This window comes from Microbacterium allomyrinae (assembly GCF_020682705.1).
In the GTDB taxonomy this organism is placed as follows: Bacteria; Actinomycetota; Actinomycetes; order Actinomycetales; family Microbacteriaceae; genus Microbacterium; species Microbacterium allomyrinae.
In genome coordinates this window covers 529974-549915 of record NZ_JAGTTN010000002.1, presented here as the reverse complement: position 1 = coordinate 549915, position 19942 = coordinate 529974, and the positions used below count along the sequence as shown (strand labels likewise).

Sequence of the window (19942 nt, the reverse complement as noted above, 5' to 3'; positions counted from 1 at the left end):
CGACTCTACGCGTCGCGGGTTTTCAGCACCGCGATCCCGCCTGCCACCGCGACGACCGTCCATGCGACCAGCGTCAGTATCGCGGGAAGGGTCTCGAGTGCGGTCCCGGTCATCGGCGCGCCCATGAAGAGCGACTGCCCGGCGTTGGACGGCAGGTAGCTCGCCGCGTCGTGAATCCACTGGAACGTCTCGAACTGCGGGAAGAAGAGCACGAGGATCGGCGCTACGAACACCAGCCCGATGCCCGCGGCCAGCGCCCCCGGGCCGTTGCGGATGATGAAGCCGATGCCCACGCCCATCACCGCGATCAATGCGAGGTACAGCGCGGCGCCGAGCAGCGGCATGATCGAGCTGTCGGGCAGGCTGAGATCGAGTGCCCCGGTCGGCATCAACGGACCCGAGACGAGCGCGGCCACCGCGAAGACGACGATGCCGGTCACGAACATGGTCACGGCCAGCACGAGCGCTTTCGCGAACAGGGCGGCGATGCGCCCGGGCGCGGCGGTGAGCGTCGACCGGATCATGCCGGTCGAGTATTCGCCGGTGACGGTGATCGCGCCGAGGATCATCGCGAGCAGCTGTGTGAGCACCGTGCTGAAGACGACGACCTGCACGGCCTGCCGGTTCGCCTCCTCGGCGCTCATCGCAGGCATGTCACCGCCGAAGCTCGCGAAGGAGGCTGCCATCAGCAGGCTGAGGCCGATGGAGACGACGGCGACCAGACCGATCGACCACCAGGTCGAGCGCAGGCTCGTCAGCTTGATCCACTCCGCGTGCACGAGGTGAGCGAAGGAGAGCCGGTACGGAGAGGAGGCACGCGTGGCGCCGGCGGAGGCCGGTGGGGCGGCAACGGTGGCGGTGGTCATCAGATGTCCTTCGTCTTGTACTCGACGTCGTCGCCGGTGAGGCGCAGGTACGCGTCTTCGAGGGTTCCCGAGGTGGGGGTGAGTTCGTGCAGCGCGATGCTGCGCGCCGCGGCGGCATCGCCGATCTCCGAGGCGAGGGCTCCCTCGATGTCGATCACGTCGGCGGCGAGATGAGTGACGCTCACGCCGTCGCGGGCGAAGAGGTCGGCGAGCTCCTGAGTGCGGGGGCTCCGGACCCGGACGGTCGCACGCGTCCATTGGCGAACGAGGTCGTCGACGGGGGCATCCGCCAGCACTCGACCGCGACCGAGCACGATGATGTGGTCGGCGGTGAGCGCCATCTCGCTCATCAGATGGCTCGACAGCAACACGGTCCTTCCCTCCGAAGCGGCGTGACGGACGAACCGGCGGACCCACATCACGCCTTCCGGGTCGAGGCCGTTCACCGGCTCGTCGAGGATCAGCGTGTGCGGATCTCCGAGCAGCGCCGCCGCGATGCCCAGGCGTTGCCCCATGCCCAGTGAGAAGCCGCCCGCGCGCTTGCGTGCGACCGAGCTCAGACCTGTGATGTCGATCACCTCGTCGACGCGGGAACGCGGGATGCCGTGGGTCGCCGCCATCGCCCGGAGGTGGTTCTGCGCACTCCGTCCGGTGTGCACCGCCTTGGCGTCGAGGAGCACTCCGACCTCGGTGAGGGGAGAGCGAAGACCCGTGTAATCACGGCCGCCGACCGTGACCCTTCCCCCGGTCGGGCGATCGAGCCCCACGATCATGCGCATCGTGGTGGACTTTCCCGCACCGTTGGGCCCGAGGAATCCGGTGACCTTTCCGGGACTGACGGTGAAGCTGACATCGGCGACGGCGTGTTTGGCGCCGAAGCTCTTGCTGAGGTTCTCTGCGACGATCATGCTTCGACGCTACGGCGAGACCCCCCTCCGGCGCATCGGCCGAGAGGGGGGTCTTCGTCTGCTGCGGGTGGTACCGCGGTACTACTGCGCGTCGCGCTCCTGCACCGCGAGGGCGCGCTCGACACCCGCGAGGTTCTCCGCGACAAGACGGCGCAGCGCCGGCGCTGCCTCACGGTTGCCCTCGAGCCAGGCCCGCGTGGCGTCACGCAGCGCGAGGTTGGCGAGCGGCGCCGGGTAGAGGCCGACGATCAGGTACTGCGCGATCTGATAGGAGCGGGCCTCCCAGATCGGAAGCAGCATCGAGAAGTACGACTCGACGAATGCGCCGAGGAGGTCGACCCCGGCGGGGTGCACGAAACCGAGTGCGGTCGTGCGCACGATCGTGTTCGGCAGGTCGTCGCTGTCGATCAGCGACGACCACGCGGCGGCCTTCGCGTCTGCGTCCGGCAGGGACGCCTTCGCCTGCGCGGCGAACTCTCCACCCTTGGCGGTGTTGTCGGCGGCCAGTGCCCCGTCGATGTCGGCGGAGGAGACAAGACCGCCGGCTGCCAGGGACACGAGCAGCTGCCACGACAGATCGGTGTCGATCTCGAGCCCGTCGAAGCTCACTTCACGATCGCGAACCGCACGCACCTGCTCCCACTGCGCCGGAGTCGCCGCCGCGGTTGCGAACGCCGTCACGAACTGCAGCTGGCTGTCGCTGCCCGCTTCGGCGGCCTGAGCGAGCTCCCACAGTGCGCCGGCGACGCGCTCACGGGTCGCCGATCGCTTCTCGGGCGCGACGTAGGCGTTCGCGGCGAGCTGCAGCTGACCGAGGGTCGTGCGGACGGTCGTCGACTCGGTCTCGGCGCCGATGTTGCGAAGAACCAGGTCGACGTAGTCGGAGGCGGATGCCTCGGCATCGCGTGTCTGATCCCATGCGGCGCCCCACACCAGCGAACGCGCGAGCGGGTCGCTGATGTCGCCGAGGTGGTCGATCGCCGTCGTGAGCGAGCGCTCGTCGAGGCGGATCTTGGCGTAGGCGAGGTCCTCGTCGTTGAGCAGCACGAGATCGGGGCGCGCGATGCCCTTGAGCTGAGGTACTTCGGTGAGATCGCCGTCGACATCGAGCTCGACGTGGTGAACGCGCACGAGTGCGCTGCCCTTCACGTCGTAGAAGCCGACGCCGAGACGGTGGGGGCGGATCGTCGGGTAGTCCGCCGGCGCGGTCTGCACGATCGCGAAGCGCGTGATGACGCCGTCGGCGTCGGTGGCGATCTCCGGCGAGAGGGTGTTGACGCCGGCCGTTTCGAGCCACTTCTTCGACCAGGTCGACAATTCCCGGCCGCTGGTCGTCTCGAGCTCGGTCAGCAGATCCGACAGCTCGGTGTTGGACCACTCGTGCTTCTTGAAGTACGCCGCGACTCCGGCGAAGAACTCGTCGATGCCGACCCATGCGGCCAGCTGCTTGAGCACCGAGCCGCCCTTCGCGTACGTGATGCCGTCGAAGTTGACCTGGACGTCTTCGAGGTCGTTGATCTGCGCGACGACGGGGTGCGTCGAGGGGAGCTGATCCTGCCGGTATGCCCAGGTCTTCTCCATGGCGTTGAAGGTCGTCCACGCCTCGGTCCACTCCGTCGCCTCGGCGGTGGCGATGGTCGACGCCCACTCCGCGAACGACTCGTTCAGCCAGAGGCCGTTCCACCACTTCATGGTGACGAGGTCGCCGAACCACATGTGCGCCAGCTCATGGAGGATCGTGACGACGCGGCGCTCCTTGACGGCATCCGTCACCTTCGAGCGGAAGACGTACGCCTCGGTGAAGGTTACCGCGCCGGCGTTCTCCATCGCCCCGGCGTTGAACTCCGGCACGAACAGCTGGTCGTACTTCGCGAACGGGTACGCGTAGTCGAACTTGCCCTCGAAGTAGGAGAAGCCCTGGCGGGTCTTGTCGAAGATGTAGTCGGCGTCGAGGAACTGCCACAGGCTCTTGCGGCCGTAGACGCCCAGGGGGATGACGCGACCGGATGCGCTCGTCAGCTCCGAGAAGGTGGCCTCGTAGGGTCCTGCGATGAGTGCGGTGATATAGGAGGAGATGCGCGGGGTCGCTTCGAAGGTCCACGTCGCACTGCCGTCGCCGTGCTTCTTCGGCTCGGGGGTGGGGGAGTTCGAGACGACCTTCCACGGCTCGGAAGCCGTGACGGTGAACTGGAACGTCGCCTTGAGGTCGGGCTGCTCGAAGACGGCGAACACGCGACGCGAGTCGGGCACCTCGAACTGCGAGTACAGGTACACCTCCCCGTCGACAGGGTCGACGAAGCGGTGCAGGCCCTCGCCGGTGTTGGTGTACAGGCAGTCGGCGTCGATGACGAGCTCGTTCTCGGCCGCGAGGGAGTCGAGCACGACGCGCGAGTCGGCGAACGCGACAGCCGGGTCGATCGAGCGACCGTTGAGCGTGATCTCGCGCACGTCTCGTGCGATCAGGTCGATGAAGGTCTCGGCGCCGGGGGTGGCGGTGAAGCGCACGACGGTGCGTGATCCGAAGACCTCGGCGCCCTTCGTGAGATCGAGGGCGATCTCGTACGACTGGGTGTCGACGATCGCGCGGCGCTCCTGCGCTTCGATGCGGGTGAGGTTCTCTCCAGGCACTGCGATGCTCCCGTGGGTGAGGGTGGGATGCCATGGGCAAGGCGCTGCTGGCGCCGACGGCAACCCGAACAGCCTATGCCAGCGCACCGCCCGGCGGGGGCTGTGGATGAAGCGCGCGGCCCGCAGTGTCAGGATGGAGGGGTGTCTTCCGGTGAGCAGAGTGTCCCGTTCGCTTCTCGAGCCGCCGCCTCGGGCGCTCCCTTCGTCGAGACCCCGGTCGCGTATGACGCGATCCTTCTCGCCGGCTTCGGCGGGCCGGAGGGGCAGGACGATGTGATCCCGTTCCTGCGCAATGTGACGCGGGGGCGGGGGATCCCCGACGAGCGGCTCGAAGAGGTCGCCCACCACTATCGGCATTTCGGCGGAGTCAGCCCGATCAACGGGCAGAACCGCGTCCTCAAGGCGGCGCTCGAGGCGGAACTCGCCCGCCGAGGCATCGACCTGCCCGTCTACTGGGGCAACCGCAACTGGGCGCCGTATCTCGGCGATGCGGTCCAGCAGGCCACGGCAGCGGGCGACACGAATCTCCTCGCTCTCGCCACGAGCGCGTACTCCTCGTTCTCGAGCTGCCGGCAGTATCGCGAGGACTTCGCACGCGTGCTCGATGAGACGGCGCTCGCGGGCACCGTCACGATCGACAAGGTGCGGCAGTTCTTCGACCACCCGGGATTCGTCCAGCCTTTCGTCGACGGAGTGCGCGACGCGGTGGCCGGCTTCCTGGCCGACGGCGTCGCGGCATCCGCCATCAGGGTCCTCTTCTCGACCCACAGCATCCCGACAGCCGACGCCCAGCGCTCCGGTCCGCGTGAGGGCGACCAGCTTCATCGCGACCTCGGCGAGGGTGGCGCGTACGCGGCGCAGCATCTCGCCGTCGCCGACGTCGTCATGGCCGCCGTCGCGGCCGAGGTCCCCGGCGCGCAGGGCATCGGGTGGGATCTCGTCTACCAGTCGCGCTCGGGCCCGCCCAGCCAGCCCTGGCTGGAGCCCGACGTCAACGACGTGATCGCGGGGCTCCCCGCGACAGGGATCCAGGCGGTGGCGATCGTGCCGCTGGGCTTCATGAGCGATCACATGGAGGTGCTGTGGGACCTCGACACCGAGGCGATGGATGCCGCGGCAGAAGCGGGCCTGCGCGCCGTGCGCACGCCGACCCCCGGGGTCGATCCGGTCTTCGTGGCCGGGCTGGTCGACCTCGTCGAGGAGCGCCTCCAGGGGACGCCCGCGGCGGATCGCCCGCACGCGACCCCGCTCGGACCCTGGTTCGACGTCTGCCGTCCGGCGTGCTGCGAGAACGTCCGGGCGGGATTCCAGCCCGCCGCGGCCGGCATCGCGCCGTGATCCGACGACCTGCTCGCCCTCTCTAGGATTGAGCCATGCGCATCCACATCGCCACCGATCACGCCGGTCTGGAGTTCTCCACGCAGCTCCAGCACCATCTCGCGGCCGCCGGTCACGAGGTCGTCGACCACGGCCCCATCGAGTACGAGCCGCTCGACGACTACCCCTCGTTCTGCATCCGTGCGGCCCAGGCGGTCGTGCGAGACCAGGCGTCCGGCGTCGAGACACTCGGCGTCGTCTTCGGCGGCTCGGGCAACGGTGAGCAGATCGCAGCGAACAAGGTCGTCGGGGTTCGTGCGGCCCTGGTGTGGAACATCGCCACCGCAGAGCTCGCGCGTGAGCACAACGACGCGAACGTGATCGCGATCGGCGCACGTCAGCACACGTTCGACGAAGCCGTCACGTTCATCGACCGCTTCATCGCGACCCCGTTCTCGGGCGAGGAGCGCCACGCCCGACGCATCGCACAACTGGCCGCGTATGAGCAGGAAGGCACGCTCGAGGCCGACCCGCGCGCGATCGCCGGGCGGCCCGATGTGCTGGCCGCGGACGACAGCTCGTTCGACCCCGAAGCGGGCTGACGCCCGATGCCCGAGGGCCATTCGGTCCACCGGATCGCTCGGCAGTTCGACCGCAACTTCGTCGGTCGTGCCGTGGGAGCATGCAGCCCGCAGGGCCGCTTCGCCGAGGGCGCGTCGGTGATCAGCGGCCGCACCGCGACGCAGGTGCGCGCGGTCGGCAAGCAGATGTTCCTCGAATTCGACGACGATCTGTGGCTGCGCATCCATCTCGGCATGTACGGCGCGTGGGACTTCGCGGGCGAGATACTCGTGGACCCCACCATCGCATCCGCGAACGGTCGCATGGGGCAGACGAACCAGCGGGGTACCGATCTGGATGCGACGGTGGCGCACGCCGCGATCCTCGACGACGCGGGTGAGAACTCGCTCACCTCGATCGGCGCGCCCCGGCGCACGCGCGTGCACGTACGCATGTCGGAGCAGACCACCGGGCTCGCCGACGAGGGCGATGCGTGGCCGCCGGCCGTGGTCGGGCAGGTGCGCCTGCGGCTGCTCACGGACGTGACCTGTGCGGATCTGCGCGGACCGACCGCCTGCGAGCTGCGGACGCCCGACGAGGTGGCCGCCACGATCGCGAAGCTCGGCCCTGATCCGCTCGTGGACGATGTCGCCGAAGGCGAGGAGCGCTTCACTGCTGTCGTCCGACGCAAGCCCACGCCGATCGGGCTGCTGCTGATGGATCAGACCGTCGTGAGCGGGATCGGTAACGTCTACCGCGCCGAGTTGCTCTTCCGCGCCCGGCAGAATCCGCACACGCCCGGTCGCGACGTTCCGGAGGAGGTCGTGCGCGATCTCTGGCGGGACTGGGTCGGCCTGCTGTCGATCGGCGTCGAGACCGGCCAGATGATGACGATGAGCGACCTCGACCCCGAGTCCTACCGCAAGGCGATGGCCCACCGCGACGACCGGCACTGGGTCTATCACCGGGCGGGCCTTCCGTGCCGGGTGTGCGGGACGGCGATCGTGGTCGAGGAGGCCGCCGGGCGGAAGCTCTACTGGTGCCCGTCGTGCCAGGCATGACGCGCGGGCGGGCTTCGCACCTCCGAGAATAGGCTGGACGACATGCGCCAGAACCCGAGCTTCGCGATGACCGATGTCATCGAATTGCGTCGCCTGATCGAGCTCAATCCGTGGGTCACGCTCGTCAGCTCCACCGCGGACGGCCTCGTCGCATCGCACTACGCCGTGCTCCTGGACGCCGCGCGTGACGACCTCACGATCGTCGGCCATGTCGGCAAGCCCGATGACTACGTCCACGGTCTGGGCGAACGTGAACTGCTCGTCGTGGTCCAGGGGCCCCACGGCTACGTCTCGCCGAACTGGTACGGCGACACCGCGAGCGTGCCGACCTGGAATTTCGTGTCCGCGCACCTGACCGGCGTGCCCGAGCTCTTGACGCCCGATGAGAACCTCGAGGTGCTCGATCAGCTGGTGGCTCGTTTCGAGAACGGGATGCCTCAGCCCCGCCTGCTGTGGGAGCGGCCGAACGACCCCGACTATGTTCGCCGCCTCGAAAAGGGCACGGTCGGATTCCGGCTGACGCCCACGAGGGTGGTCGCCAAGCGCAAGCTCAGCCAGAACAAGCCGGATGAGGTGGTGGAGACGATCATCCGCGAGCTGCACGCCGGCGGGGGAACCTACGCCGATCCTCGCCTGGCCGGCGAGATGCGTCGCGACCTCGACACGCGAAAGGCAGCCCGGTGACACCGACCCGCGGAGATGCGCCGGATGTGATCGTGAACGCCCGCCTGACCGGCTCGGACCGCACCGATCCGTTCGGCGCGGATGCGGTCGACGTGCATCTCGCCGAGGGCCTCGTCGTCGACATCGCCCCGGCCGGTGCGCTCGCGCGTCGGGGAAGCGTGCTCGACGCCGGAGGCGGCTGGCTGATCCCGGGCCTCTGGGATCACCATGTCCACGTCGTCCAGTGGGCGCTCACGGGCGACCGGGTGCCGCTCGGTGAGGCCACGACGCCGGCGCACGCTGCGGAGCTGATGTCGCGTGCGGCGGTGCGGACGGACGGCCGGCGGGTGGGCACCGGGTTCCGCGATGCGCTGTGGCACGAGGTGCCGACTCTCGCGGTGCTCGACGCCGCGACGGGCGAGGTGCCGACGTATCTGATCAACGCCGACGTGCACAGCGTGTGGCTCAACTCGGCGGCGCTGCGCCGGGAGGGCTTCGAACCCGACGGCATCGGGATGCTCCGCGAGGAGCCGGCGTTCGAGATTTCGCGGCGACTCAACGCGGTGGCCGCGGATCTCGTCGATCCGCTCGTGGCGCGAATGGCGCAGGATGCTGCCGCTCGCGGCGTCGTGGGGCTCCTCGACCTCGACATGGCCTGGAACGAGGACGCGTGGGTCCGCCGGGTCGCTTCGGGCTTCGACACCCTGCGCGTCTCGTTCGGAATCTACCCGGAGTTCCTCGACAGGGCAGTCTCCGAGGGCCTTCAGACCGGCGATCTGGCTCGAGGCGCGGCATCCGATCTCGTGCGCGTCGGCCCGCTCAAGGTGATCACCGACGGTTCACTGGGCACCCGCACGGCGGCGTGCTCGCACGCCTACCCGGACGATCCTCAGAACCATGGGCTGATCACCGTCGACATCGCCACGCTCGTCGATCTGATGACGCGGGCGACCGGCGCCGGCCTGGCATCGGCGATCCACGCGATCGGCGATGTCGCGAACTCGCAGGCGCTCGATGCTTTCGCCGCCACCGGAGCGTGGGGCACCATCGAGCACGCGCAGCTCGTCTCGCACGCCGACATCCCGCGATTCGCCCGACTGGGGGTCGGGGCGAGCGTGCAGCCCGAGCATGCCCTCGACGATCGCGATCTCACCGACTCGATCTGGGCGGGGCAGACCGCCCAGCCCTACCCGCTCCGAGCTCTCTCCGACAGCGGCGCCAACCTGCTGTTCGGCTCGGATGCGCCGGTCGCGCCCCTCGATCCATGGGCGGCGATGGCGGCTGCGGTCTTCCGCACCCGCGGCGGGCGGGGCCCGTGGCAGGCCTCGCAGAGGGTCGACGCGGCGACCGCGCTGGCCGCCTCGACCCGAGGCGGCTCCGCGACCGCTGCGCGCATCCAGCCCGGCGATGTCGCCGACCTCGCCGTCTGCGAGCGCGACCCGCTCGAGGCCGACGAGCGGGGCATGCGCGACATGAGCGTCAGCGCCACCCTGCTCGGCGGCCGCCTCACCCACGTCGTCTGAGTCGCACCCGCATCGGGGGTCAGCCCCCGTACCGGTTCGGGAGCGGAGCGGATGCCGCGGCGCGACCCGCACCGCGAGGCTGGAGGCATGAGATTCGCTGCAGGGCATGATGGAACCGTTCCTGGTCGCCGAAACGGGGGAGCACCCCGACCTGCCGCGGCCCGAGGAGACGGCGATGAGCACCATGACCACTGACACGACCTCGACCGTGGTCACGGCCACGCCCGCATCCGGCTCCGGCGGATTCTGGGCGTCGTACGCGCAGGCCTGGCGCCGCACGCCCGGAAGCGCGGTGTATCTGCTGGCCGTCTTCGTGCTGGCCATGATCGCGGTGAGCGTGCTGGCGACGTTGTTCTGGACCGGCGTCGGTCTGCTGATCATCGTGATCGGCATCCCGATCGTGGTGCTTTCGCTCCTGGTCGCGCGCGGCTTCGGCGTGGCAGACAGATTCCTGCTTCGCCTCACTTCGCTGCCCGAGATCGCGGAGCCGATGTGGAACCGCGACCAGTCCGACACGTCCGGCTTCTGGATGACACTCACCCGCCCGATCAGAGGCGCCCACTACTGGGTGTACCTGGTGCACGGCATGGTCGTGAGCCCGATCGTCAGCACCCTCACCTTCACCCTCACCACGGTGTGGCTGGGCGTCGGCCTCGGCGGCCTGACGTACTGGTTCTGGGGGGCGTTCCTTCCCCGCGGCGACGGAGGCGAGTGGGGCCACTACGTGGCCGACGCGATCCCGTGGATGTTCGGAGGCTGGAGCAGCTGGTCCGTCGAAGTCATCCTCTACCTCGTGGCCGGCATCGTGTTCACCAGCACGATGCCCTGGGCGCTCGGCGCACTCGCGCGTCTGCATCACGCCATCGCCCAGGGCATGCTCGGGCACTGGCGCTCCGACGACCTCGCCGCCGAGGTCCGTGCCGAATCCGCCGCTCGCGGCGCCGCCGTCCACGCGGAGGACGTCGCGCTGCGCCGCCTCGAGCGCGACATCCACGACGGACCGCAGCAGCGCCTCGTGCGGTTGCAGCTGGATCTGGCGGCACTCGAACGACGGGCCGAGTCGGGAGACACCGACGCCGCGGCCGAGCTCGCCCGCGAAGCGCGCGGTCACGCGAAGGCCGCACTCGACGAACTGCGGGCGCTGTCGAGCGGCGTCGCTCCGCCGCTGCTGCAGGACCGCGGACTCGCCGCGGCGCTTGCGGCGGTCGCTGGCGGGACGCCCCTGCTGGTGCGCACCGAGATCGACCCTGCGATCGACGCCGTCGTCAGCCCCGAGATCGCACGCACCGTCTACTTCGTCGTCGCCGAGCTGTTCACGAACGCGGTGAAGCACTCCGGAGCCGCGGGGGCGACGCTCAAAGCGTCGCTGCGGGCGGCCGCCGACGGTCCGCTGACTCTCGACGTGTGGGTGGTCGACAATGGGCGCGGCGGGGCAGTCCTGGCACCCGGCCACGGCCTCGAAGGGCTGCGCGAGCGCATCGCCGGGCTCCGCGGAGTGATGGTCGTGCAGAGCCCGCTGGGCGGACCCACCTCTGTCGGAGCACACATCCCACTCGCACCGGTGGCCTCGTGAACGCCGCCTATCCTGAGGACATGGCTCCGCAGCATCCGGCCGCGCCCCCCTCCGCGCCCACCAGAGTCGTCCTCGTCGAAGACTCGGTGCTCCTGCGGGAGGGCCTCATCCGCCTCTTCGACGAGGCGGGGTACGAGACCGCCGGCGCGTGGGGCGATGCCGAAGACATCGTCGAGCGGGTGCGTGGCGCGAGGGCGGATGTCGCGATCCTCGACGTGCGCCTGCCTCCGGGATTCCGGGATGAAGGCATCCGCGCAGCGGTCGCGCTGCGGGCGGCCCTGCCCGACGTCGGGATCCTCGTGCTCAGCCAGTACGTCGAGGGGGTCTATGCCCGGGAACTCCTCGCCAGCGGCGACGGGGGAGTGGGGTATCTCCTGAAGGACCGGGTGACCTCGCTCGACGAGTTCACGGATGCCGTGCGCCGGGTGCGCGAGCGCGGCACGGTGCTGGATCCGCTCGTCGTGCAGGGATTGATCGCCGCGCGTCCCGATCCGCTCGCCGCGCTCACGCCGCGCGAGCGGGATGTGCTGGGCCTGATGGCGGAGGGTCGCAGCAATGCGTCCATCGCGGGGCGTCTGTTCATCGGTGTGGGCGCGGTCGAGAAGAACATCAGTGCGATCTTCGCGAAGCTCGGACTCGAAGAGTCGGGCACGGAGCACCGCCGCGTTCTTGCGGTCCTGGCATTCCTGCAGCGCCCCTGAACGGGCCCCGGAGCGAAGAAGGCCCCCGGCACAGCCGGGGGCCTTCTGTCAGTCGGCGTCGATCACTCCGCGAGGTGAGCGAAGAGGAACCAGCGGTCCTTCTCGAGCGATTCCTTGATGCCGATCGCGATGTCCTGGCTGGTGAGGTCGAACTCGTCCAGGCCATCGATCGCGGACTGGACGTCGGTGATGACCGCGTCCATGTCGGAGATCACGTTCCGGATCAGCACATCCCACTGCGTGAAGCCTGCCGGCACTCCCGTCGCCTTCGTCTTCTCGGCGACGGTCGCGACGCGCGCGTCGATGGGCAGGCCGAGGGCGACGATGCGCTCCGCGGCCTGGTCGGCACCGGCCTGCGCGTGTGCGACGACCGAATCGAGCAGTTCGTGGATCGCGATGAAGTTGGCACCGCGCACGTTCCAGTGCGCCTGCTTGCCGTTGACCGCCAGGGCCTGGAGCCCCAGGACAACGGGCGTGAGGAACTGAGCAGTCGCCGCGGCGACATCGGGGCCGGCAGCGGTAGCGGGGGTGGTGTTCGTCTTCGTCATGTCTCTCTCGCCTCCATCGTGCGGAGGTCCGCTCAGTTCGGCGGTCTTCCTCCAGTGACTGCAACGCTACTCAGCCGTCGACATTCCGCAAGCAAGAGAAGGCTGGGCTAAACAGGGGTTTCGCCCTGTCGGTGCAAGCGAGACCGGCGACAGCGGCTAACGTCGATGCGTGCCTTCCGCAGATCACGACCTCGGACCGCAGCATCTGGGCGAACCCGCCAAGATCGTGACGCGGGAACCCCGCGACCGCTCGCCCGAGCATTCAGAGCCGTCGCGCTTCATCCCCCATGTGCAGGGGCTGCGTGCGATCGCCGTGCTGTGCGTCGTGCTCTATCACTTCTGGCCTGGGCGGATCACCGGTGGCTACATCGGCGTCGACGTCTTCTTCGTGATCTCCGGATTCCTCATCACCGCGCACCTGATGCGCGAACTGACCGCCACCGGCACCGTCAGGCTCGGGCAGTTCTGGGCACGGCGCGCGCGACGCCTGCTGCCGGCGTCGCTGCTCGTCCTGCTGTTCTGCGCGCTCGTGGTGATGTCGCCGTATCTCATGCCCACATCGGCGCTGCCGAACGAGGTGCGCGAGATTCTCGCGTCGACGTTCTACGTCGAGAACTGGTACCTCGCGCTCAACTCCGCGGACTATCTGAACCACGCCGGTGAGCCGGCGACGGTTCAGCACTACTGGTCGCTGTCATTGGAAGAGCAGTTCTACGTCATGTGGCCGCTCATCATGCTGCTTGCGGCATGGATCGGCGTGAAGTGGTTCCGCGGCGCTCGCCGGCGTGCGGTGCTCATCGCCCTCGGCGTCGTGACCGTCGCCTCGTTCGTGTTCTGCGTCGTCTTCACGATCACGAATCCGGCACCCGCGTACTTCGTCACCTTCGGGAGGATGTGGCAGTTCGGCGTCGGCGCCATGATCGCGCTCGTTCCGATGCTCCGGGTTCGAAATGCGATCGCGAGCTTCGTGGTCGGCTGGGCGGGAATCCTGCTCCTCGTCTACGTGACGTTCACGTTCGACGGCCAGACGCCGTTCCCCGGCTACATGGCGGCCCTTCCGACACTGGGAGCGGCGGCCGTCATCGCCGCGTCGAACACCGACCGGTGGTGGTACCCGACCCGGATCCTGGCCATCCGCCCCGCGCAGTTCGTCGGCGACATCTCGTACTCCCTCTACCTCTGGCACTGGCCGCTGATCGTGATCGCGCCGTCGGTGCCCTTCTGGGGTCTCACGATCTACCACCGTGTGGCGCTTCTGGTGCTCTGCTTCGTCCTCGCGTGGCTGACGAAACGCTTCGTCGAAGACCCCGCGCGCGGATGGAGAGTACTGACGACGCGCCCGCCGCGCGTGACGCTGTGGTCGTCGCTCGCGGCGATGCTCGTTGTCGCGGTGGTGGCGTCCACCGCCTGGTTCGTGAACGCTCCGGCCTACGCCGCAGGCACGCGCGCCATTCAGGAGCTGCAGGCGAATCCACCCGACTGCTTCGGTGCGGCATCCGTTCTGGACCCATCCTGCGTGGACACCGACTTCGGCGACACCGTGCTGCCGGCCCCCGGCTTCGCCGGCGTGGACAGGCCGAGCGACGAGCAGTGCTTCGTGCAGCTCACTGACGCGCGACCGGTGTCGTGCACCTTCGGCTCGCAGGACCCGGATGCCCCGCGCGTCGCGCTGATCGGCGACAGCCACGCATATCAGCTGCTGTCGACCTTCCAGCGGATGGCCGATGAGAACGGCTGGCAGCTCGTGACATGGTTCAAGGGCGCATGCCCGTGGAACACGACGCCGCTGTCGACCCCGGGTGCGTTCGGAGATGCGTGCACCCAGTGGCGTGGGGGCGTGCAGTCGGCTCTCGCGGACGCCGACCTCGACGCGGTCTTCACCGCGGCGATCGCCACCACGCCCTATTCGTCGACCGGCTTCGGCTCGTCCTACGACGCGGCCGTCGCCGGCTACCGGGACGCATGGAGCGAGGTCACCGACCGCGGAATCCCTGTGATCACCGTGGTCGACAACCCGGTCTGGGAGACGGACCCCAACAAGTGCCTGCGCACCCGCGATATCGCGGAATGCGGCGCACCGCGGTCGGATGTGCTGGTGGCGGACGATCCGCTGCGGGAGGCGGCATCCGGTCTCGAATCGGTCACCCTGCTCGACTTCACCGATGTGTTCTGCACGGCCGAGACCTGCGAGCCCGTCGTGGGTGGAGCGAACGTCTACCGGGATCAGGACCATCTGACCGTCACGTTCGCCGATACTCTCGCCCCCTGGTACTCCGAGGCGATCAGCGCACGCCTCACACCCCGCGGCGAGTAGACGCGAGGCGCCGTTGCGTCCCGTAGGGTCGAGCCCATGACGGTAGCTTCCGGTGCCTCGATCCTCTCGGTCTCGGGCCGCACGCCCGCACTCGATGCCTCGGCCTTCGTCGCCGCAGGCGCGCGCCTGATCGGGGGAGTGACCCTCGGCCCGGGTGCGAGCGTCTGGTACAACGCCGTCCTGCGCGCCGATGGCGACACGATCACGATCGGTGCGGGCAGCAACCTGCAGGACAACGTCTCGGTGCATGTCGACGCGGGAAAGCCCGTGCTGATCGGCGACAACGTCTCTGTGGGTCACAACGCGGTGGTGCACGGGTGCACGATCGGCGATGGCTCGCTCATCGGCATGGGTGCGGTGGTGCTCAACGGAGCGAGGATCGGTTCCGGATGCCTCATCGCCGGCGGGACCGTCGTACTCGAGGGGGCGGAGATCCCCGACGGATCGCTCGTCGCGGGCGTCCCGGGCAAAGTCCGCCGCACGCTGACCGACGATGAGCGCGACGCTCTCGTTCGCAACGCAGAGCACTACCTCGCTCACGTCCGAGAGCACACCGACGCGATCGCGGAGGCGTGACTCCGGCGAGACAGCCGAGACACGATTCCCCCGCCGGAGCGGCGGCGGGCGATCACTCCGGGTCGGGCGCCACGCCTTGCGCGCTCGATGGCGGATGATGCTTGCCGCGGTGCACCTCGTACAGGCGTACATGGCCGGGCCATTCGGGGTCGTTCACGATGGGCTTGTCGTCCATGAAGAGCCGGATGACATGGGCGAGCTGTTCGGGGTGGCTGAAGTTGATCGCGTGCGCGGCTCCTCCGACGAGGACCACGAGGACGTGGCTGTCGGTCTGGCTGGCGACCTCGTCGATGCGGTGAGCGTGGGGGAGGAGCGGATCGCGCTCGCCCAGCACGACCAGCGTCGGAATGTGCATCTCGAGCAGACGCTGCAGGGTCGGGTACTGCGTGAGCGACCGGAAGAGCCGCATCGTGCTGGGGACGCCGAATCGCACGTAGTCGGGCACCGCGACTCCGGCCATCCGCACGGGCTCACGTGGCGCATCCGCGCTGAGCTGTCTGATCGCCCGTCTCAGCGGCTGGTTGAACAGCCCCCCTGCCGGCGAGACGAGCACAGCCCGTTCGATGCGCTCCGGATAGTGATGGGCGAACTCGATGATGACGGGGCAGCCCATGGAGTTGCCCACCAGCGACACCTTCTCGACGCCCCGATCGTCGAAGAAGTCCGCCGCCGAATGCGCGAGATCGGGGATGTCGAGCATGTCCTTGCGCTTGCCGCTGCGGCCGAAACCCGGCAGATCGGGGACGAACGTGTGGAACTCGTCGGCCAGCCGCTCGGCCGTCGGCAGCAGGTAGCGGCCCGACAGGCCGAACCCGTGCAGATGGGCGAGGACGCGAGCGTCGGGCGGAGGAGTCGGTGATTCGCGGTAGAAGACGTCGACCCCGTCGATCCGTGTCCAGCGCTCGGCGAGAGCGGATGCCGGGCGTCGGGGAAGCTTGCGGGGCTTCGGGTCGGCGGGTGACGGGCTGTCACGACTCATCTGGTCTCCTCGGCGGGGGCGGAATGGCCTGCGCGCCATTGTCCACCCGCGCACACTCCGAAGGATGCAGGACCGCGCGGTCGCGGCGATACTGGAGCGGTGAGAAGCCTCCGCAACGTCGGTGTGCAGGCCGCGATCGCATCAGCCGTCCTGTTCGGCGCCGGCACGCCGCTCGCGAAGATGCTCCTGGGTGATGTGAGCCCATGGCTGCTCGCGGGACTGCTCTACACCGGGTCGGGTCTCGGACTGATGGCGTGGCGGCTGTTGCGTCGTGCTCCACGCATAACGATTCCCCGTCGCGATATTCCGCCTCTCATCGGAGCGGTCCTCTTCGGCGGTCTTGTCGCCCCGGTCCTGCTCATGGTCGGTCTGGCGAACATGCCGGCATCCGGGGCATCCCTCCTCCTCAACGCGGAGGCCGTGTTCACCGCGGTTCTGGCGTGGTTCGTCTTCCGGGAGAGCTTCGATCGGCGCATCGCGTGGGGCATGGTCGCCATCGTCGCGGGGGCGATCGTGCTGAGCGTTCCCGGCGGAGCGCAGCTCGGGTCGCCGTGGCCCAGCCTCGCCGTTCTGGGTGCCTGCCTGTGCTGGGGACTCGACAACAACCTCACACGCAAGGTGGCGCTCAACGACGCGACGTGGCTCGCAGCCGTCAAGGGTGCTGTCGCGGGACCCGTGAACCTCGCTCTCGCTTTCCTGCTGGGCGCGGCCGTTCCCAGTGCCCTGATCATCGGCGGAGCGATGCTGGTCGGTCTGTTCGCCTACGGCGTGTCACTTGCGCTGTTCATCGTCGGGATGCGGCACATCGGCACGGCGCGGGCGGGCGCGTACTTCTCGGTGGCGCCGTTCTTCGGTGCAGTTCTGGCCGTCGTGCTCGGTGAGCAGGTCACCTGGCCATTGATCGTCGCCGCCGCGCTCATGGCGACCGGGGTCTGGCTGCATCTCACGGAGCGCCATGAACACGAGCACACGCATGATCCGGTGACGCACGACCACTGGCACACGCACGACGAGCATCACCAGCACGCACACGAGGAGGGCGGCCTGGTCGGGGCCGGGACATGGCACCGGCACACGCACGCCCACGAACGGTCGACCCACACGCACGAGCACTATCCGGATGCGCACCACCGGCACCCGCACTGACACGAACTGTCCCGGCCGGCGCGGACACACCGCAGGGAGCGGGTCGGGTGCCGAGGCGATCGACGCGAATGCCCCGCCGCACCGACTTCGTCGGCACGCCAGGGCATCGGAGGGGCTGACGGGAATCGAACCCGCATCATTAGTTTGGAAGACTAAGGCTTTACCACTAAGCTACAGCCCCGAATCCGGCGTATTTCCGCCGGATCATCGTGTTCAGTTGGAGCCAGCGGCACGCCGCGGCATCCGCAAGTGTAGTCGACGGATGACGGTCGTTCTGACACCGTTGCGGTCACGGAGCGTCGCGCGGAGGCGATGCCCGAGTGCGTCGGCTAGACTTCACGGGGCCGAAAAGGCGCACGCACGCGTGCGGACCCGCCCGGGGCGTAGCTCAGCTTGGTAGAGCGCCCGCTTTGGGAGCGGGAGGCCGCAGGTTCAAATCCTGTCGCCCCGACATCACGGCCCTCACAGAATTCCGAACCCAGACCTTCAGCCGCGCGTCCGCGCGCGGTCCGATAGAGGAGAACGAACAGGCATGGTGAACAGCACCGTCGAGAAGCTCAGCCCGACCCGGGTGAAGCTGCACATCACGGTCAGCCCCGATGAGCTGAAGCCCAGCATCGCGCACGCATACGAGCACATCGCTCAGGACGTGCAGATCCCCGGCTTCCGCAAGGGCAAGGTGCCCGCGCCGATCATCGACCAGCGCGTCGGCCGTCTCGCCGTGCTCGAGCACGCCGTGAGCGAAGGCCTCGACGTCTTCTACCGCGAGGCCGTCTCGGCCAACGAGCTGCGCGTCCTCGGTCGCCCCGCTGCCGAGGTCACCGGCTGGCCGAGCGACAAGGACTTCTCGGGCGACCTGCTCGTCGAGGTCGAGGTCGACGTTCGACCCGAGTTCGACCTTCCGGCCCTCGAGGGCACCACGGTCGAGGTCGACGCCATCGAGGTCGACGAAGCCGCGATCGACGAAGAGCTCGACCGCCTGCGCGGCCGCTTCGGCACGCTCGTGACCGTTGACCGTCCCGCCGCAACGGGTGACTTCGTCGAACTCGATCTGGTCGCCTCGATCGACGGCGCTGAGATCGACCGCGCCGAAGGCGTTTCCTACGAGCTGGGCTCGGGCGAGCTGCTCGAAGGCATCGACGAGGCGATCGAGTCGCTCACCGCGGGTGAGGACACCACCTTCCGCTCGAAGCTCGTCGGCGGCGACCACGCGGGCGAAGAGGCCGAGGTCTCGGTGGTCGTCAAGGCTGTCAAGGAGCGCGAGCTGCCCGAAGCCGATGACGATTTCGCGCAGATCGCGAGCGAGTTCGACACCATCGTCGAGCTGCGCGACAGCCTCAAGGATCGTGTCGGTGAGCAGTCTGTGTTCACGCAGGGCTCCGCCGCGCGCGACAAGCTCATCGAGCTGCTCCTCGAGCAGGTCGAGATCCCGGTTCCGCCGCAGCTCATCGAAGACGAGGTGCACAACCACCTCGAGGGCGAAGGCCGTCTCGAGGACGACGTGCACCGCGCCGAGGTCGCCGAGGCGAGCGAGAAGCAGTTCAAGACCCAGATGCTGCTCGACAAGATCGCCGAGTCGGTCGACGTCCAGGTCTCGCAGGACGAGCTCACGCAGTACCTCGTGCAGTCCGCGGCGCAGTACGGCATGGCGCCCCAGGACTTCGTGAACACACTGCAGGAGGGTAACCAGCTGCCCGCCGTCATCGGTGAGGTGGCCCGTAACAAGGCTCTCGCCGTTGCGCTCGGCAAGGTCACCGTCGTCGACACCAACGGCAACACCGTCGACCTGGCCGGCTTCGTCGCCGTCGAGGACGAGGCCGAGGCCGAGGATGAGGTCGTCGAAGAGGCGCAGGAGATCGCGGATGCCGCGGCCGACGCCGACGCGGTGATCGAGGCCGAAGAAGCCGTCGACGAGAAGCCCGCCAAGAAGGCGCCGGCCAAGAAGGCTCCCGCCAAGAAGGCGCCGGCCAAGAAGGCCGCCGCCGACAAGGAGTAGTCGCCCGCTGACGCGACAAGGGGACGGATGCCGTGGCATCCGTCCCCTTTCCGATCGAGGAGGATCGTGATCGACGAATGGGACGCGCACGTCACCGAGGTCTGGGCTGACGAGACGTTGGAGGACGCCGAGCGGATCGAGCGGATCGACGCGCTGGCGGGCAGGCGGCCGGTGGGCGACGCCCGCGCGCTGTTCGAGCGCGCCGGTGCACGCGACGCCGCCGGCCTCGAATCCGACGCCGAGCCGCTGTATCGCGCGGCGCTTGCGGCAGGACTCGATGACCAGCACCGCCCGCAAGCGGTGATCCAGCTCGCGAGCACGGTCCGCAACCTCGGTCGCAGTGCGGAGGCGATCCGGATGCTGCGTGCCGAGCTCGATCGCGACCCGCAGTCGCCGTTGCGCGACGAAGCGACGGCCTTTCTCGCGCTCGCCCTGGCGTCGCACGGCGACTCCAGGGAGGCGGCATCCGTGGCATTGCGTGCACTCGCGCCGCATCTCACCCGGTATGGCCGCTCGGTGCTCTGGTACGCCGACGAGCTGGCCGAGGGCAACGGCTGATCTGCCCAGGGCGAACACGGGCGG

17 protein-coding genes and 2 tRNA genes are annotated in these 19942 nt (G+C 68.8%); 13 read left to right on the top strand and 6 right to left on the bottom strand.

What is annotated here, in order from left to right; all coding sequences use genetic code 11:
• Window positions 1-5 precede the first annotated feature (5 nt).
• From KEC57_RS08970 to pepN, 3 genes are all read right to left on the bottom strand, one after another.
• Complete coding sequence (locus KEC57_RS08970; RefSeq protein ID WP_229384214.1) at window positions 6-866, bottom strand: ABC transporter permease subunit; 861 nt, start codon at window positions 864-866, stop codon at window positions 6-8.
• Complete coding sequence (locus KEC57_RS08965) at window positions 866-1774, bottom strand: ATP-binding cassette domain-containing protein (RefSeq protein WP_229384213.1); 909 nt, start codon at window positions 1772-1774, stop codon at window positions 866-868. Before KEC57_RS08965 ends, KEC57_RS08970 begins: the two co-directional genes overlap by 1 nt.
• Before the next feature lie 81 nt (window positions 1775-1855).
• Complete coding sequence (pepN, locus tag KEC57_RS08960; protein ID WP_229384212.1) at window positions 1856-4402, bottom strand: aminopeptidase N; 2547 nt, start codon at window positions 4400-4402, stop codon at window positions 1856-1858.
• Window positions 4403-4543: 141 nt separating this feature from the next.
• Here pepN and KEC57_RS08955 point away from each other — a divergent pair, with 141 nt between their 5' ends.
• From KEC57_RS08955 to KEC57_RS08925, 7 genes are all read left to right on the top strand, one after another.
• Window positions 4544-5740: a ferrochelatase gene (locus KEC57_RS08955; protein WP_229384211.1), complete on the top strand. Its 1197-nt coding sequence runs from the start codon at window positions 4544-4546 to the stop codon at window positions 5738-5740.
• A gap of 35 nt (window positions 5741-5775) precedes the next feature.
• Window positions 5776-6321 carry a ribose-5-phosphate isomerase gene (locus KEC57_RS08950; protein WP_229384210.1) on the top strand — a complete coding sequence of 182 codons (546 nt, stop codon included), beginning with the start codon at window positions 5776-5778 and terminating at the stop codon, window positions 6319-6321.
• Window positions 6322-6327: 6 nt separating this feature from the next.
• Window positions 6328-7341, top strand: coding sequence for an Fpg/Nei family DNA glycosylase (locus KEC57_RS08945; protein WP_229384209.1), 1014 nt, complete (start codon window positions 6328-6330; stop codon window positions 7339-7341).
• A 42-nt stretch (window positions 7342-7383) separates the two neighbouring features.
• On the top strand, window positions 7384-8025 hold the full coding sequence (locus KEC57_RS08940) for an FMN-binding negative transcriptional regulator (RefSeq protein ID WP_229384208.1): 642 nt from the start codon (window positions 7384-7386) through the stop codon (window positions 8023-8025).
• Window positions 8022-9527, top strand: coding sequence for an amidohydrolase (locus KEC57_RS08935; RefSeq protein ID WP_229384207.1), 1506 nt, complete (start codon window positions 8022-8024; stop codon window positions 9525-9527). The genes KEC57_RS08940 and KEC57_RS08935 overlap by 4 nt, the downstream gene beginning before the upstream one ends.
• Before the next feature lie 106 nt (window positions 9528-9633).
• On the top strand, window positions 9634-11100 hold the full coding sequence (locus KEC57_RS08930) for a sensor histidine kinase (protein ID WP_229384206.1): 1467 nt from the start codon (window positions 9634-9636) through the stop codon (window positions 11098-11100).
• A gap of 20 nt (window positions 11101-11120) precedes the next feature.
• The gene (locus KEC57_RS08925) at window positions 11121-11801 is read left to right on the top strand and encodes a response regulator transcription factor (protein ID WP_229384205.1); all 681 of its coding nucleotides are present in this window, start codon (window positions 11121-11123) and stop codon (window positions 11799-11801) included.
• A gap of 62 nt (window positions 11802-11863) precedes the next feature.
• Here KEC57_RS08925 and KEC57_RS08920 read toward each other — a convergent pair whose 3' ends face one another.
• Window positions 11864-12349, bottom strand: coding sequence for a Dps family protein (locus tag KEC57_RS08920; RefSeq protein ID WP_229384204.1), 486 nt, complete (start codon window positions 12347-12349; stop codon window positions 11864-11866).
• A 169-nt stretch (window positions 12350-12518) separates the two neighbouring features.
• On the opposite strand from KEC57_RS08920, the gene KEC57_RS08915 reads away from it, so the two are divergent.
• Both KEC57_RS08915 and KEC57_RS08910 read left to right on the top strand, forming a co-directional pair.
• Window positions 12519-14663, top strand: coding sequence for an acyltransferase family protein (locus KEC57_RS08915; protein WP_229384203.1), 2145 nt, complete (start codon window positions 12519-12521; stop codon window positions 14661-14663).
• 36 nt (window positions 14664-14699) lie between these two features.
• A complete protein-coding gene (locus KEC57_RS08910) occupies window positions 14700-15239 on the top strand; it encodes a gamma carbonic anhydrase family protein (RefSeq protein ID WP_229384202.1) in 540 nt (179 codons plus the stop codon).
• A 52-nt stretch (window positions 15240-15291) separates the two neighbouring features.
• Here KEC57_RS08910 and KEC57_RS08905 read toward each other — a convergent pair whose 3' ends face one another.
• Entirely contained in the window at window positions 15292-16218 is a 927-nt protein-coding gene (locus tag KEC57_RS08905; protein ID WP_229384201.1) for an alpha/beta fold hydrolase, read from the bottom strand.
• Between the two features lie 99 nt (window positions 16219-16317).
• Here KEC57_RS08905 and KEC57_RS08900 point away from each other — a divergent pair, with 99 nt between their 5' ends.
• Entirely contained in the window at window positions 16318-17364 is a 1047-nt protein-coding gene (locus tag KEC57_RS08900) for a DMT family transporter (RefSeq protein WP_229384200.1), read from the top strand.
• Window positions 17365-17474: 110 nt separating this feature from the next.
• Here the strand turns inward: KEC57_RS08900 and KEC57_RS08895 are convergent.
• Window positions 17475-17545 (bottom strand) — tRNA-Gly (locus tag KEC57_RS08895).
• A 196-nt stretch (window positions 17546-17741) separates the two neighbouring features.
• On the opposite strand from KEC57_RS08895, the gene KEC57_RS08890 reads away from it, so the two are divergent.
• The 3 genes from KEC57_RS08890 to KEC57_RS08880 all read left to right on the top strand — a co-directional run bounded on the left by KEC57_RS08890 (window position 17742) and on the right by KEC57_RS08880 (window position 19918).
• Window positions 17742-17815: transfer RNA gene (locus KEC57_RS08890), tRNA-Pro, on the top strand.
• A gap of 81 nt (window positions 17816-17896) precedes the next feature.
• On the top strand, window positions 17897-19360 hold the full coding sequence (tig, locus tag KEC57_RS08885) for a trigger factor (protein WP_229384199.1): 1464 nt from the start codon (window positions 17897-17899) through the stop codon (window positions 19358-19360).
• Window positions 19361-19426: 66 nt separating this feature from the next.
• Window positions 19427-19918, top strand: coding sequence for a tetratricopeptide repeat protein (locus tag KEC57_RS08880; RefSeq protein ID WP_308187587.1), 492 nt, complete (start codon window positions 19427-19429; stop codon window positions 19916-19918).
• Window positions 19919-19942 lie beyond the last annotated feature (24 nt).

Coding starts and splice junctions, on each gene's coding strand:
- KEC57_RS08970 (WP_229384214.1), bottom strand. CDS start 866: ATGACCACCGCCACCGTTGCCGCCCCACCGGCCTCCGCCGGCGCCACG.
- KEC57_RS08965 (WP_229384213.1), bottom strand. CDS start 1,774: ATGATCGTCGCAGAGAACCTCAGCAAGAGCTTCGGCGCCAAACACGCC.
- KEC57_RS08950 (WP_229384210.1), top strand. CDS start 5,776: ATGCGCATCCACATCGCCACCGATCACGCCGGTCTGGAGTTCTCCACG.
- KEC57_RS08945 (WP_229384209.1), top strand. CDS start 6,328: ATGCCCGAGGGCCATTCGGTCCACCGGATCGCTCGGCAGTTCGACCGC.
- KEC57_RS08940 (WP_229384208.1), top strand. CDS start 7,384: ATGCGCCAGAACCCGAGCTTCGCGATGACCGATGTCATCGAATTGCGT.
- KEC57_RS08930 (WP_229384206.1), top strand. CDS start 9,634: ATGATGGAACCGTTCCTGGTCGCCGAAACGGGGGAGCACCCCGACCTG.
- KEC57_RS08925 (WP_229384205.1), top strand. CDS start 11,121: ATGGCTCCGCAGCATCCGGCCGCGCCCCCCTCCGCGCCCACCAGAGTC.
- KEC57_RS08920 (WP_229384204.1), bottom strand. CDS start 12,349: ATGACGAAGACGAACACCACCCCCGCTACCGCTGCCGGCCCCGATGTC.
- KEC57_RS08910 (WP_229384202.1), top strand. CDS start 14,700: ATGACGGTAGCTTCCGGTGCCTCGATCCTCTCGGTCTCGGGCCGCACG.
- KEC57_RS08905 (WP_229384201.1), bottom strand. CDS start 16,218: ATGAGTCGTGACAGCCCGTCACCCGCCGACCCGAAGCCCCGCAAGCTT.
- tig (WP_229384199.1), top strand. CDS start 17,897: ATGGTGAACAGCACCGTCGAGAAGCTCAGCCCGACCCGGGTGAAGCTG.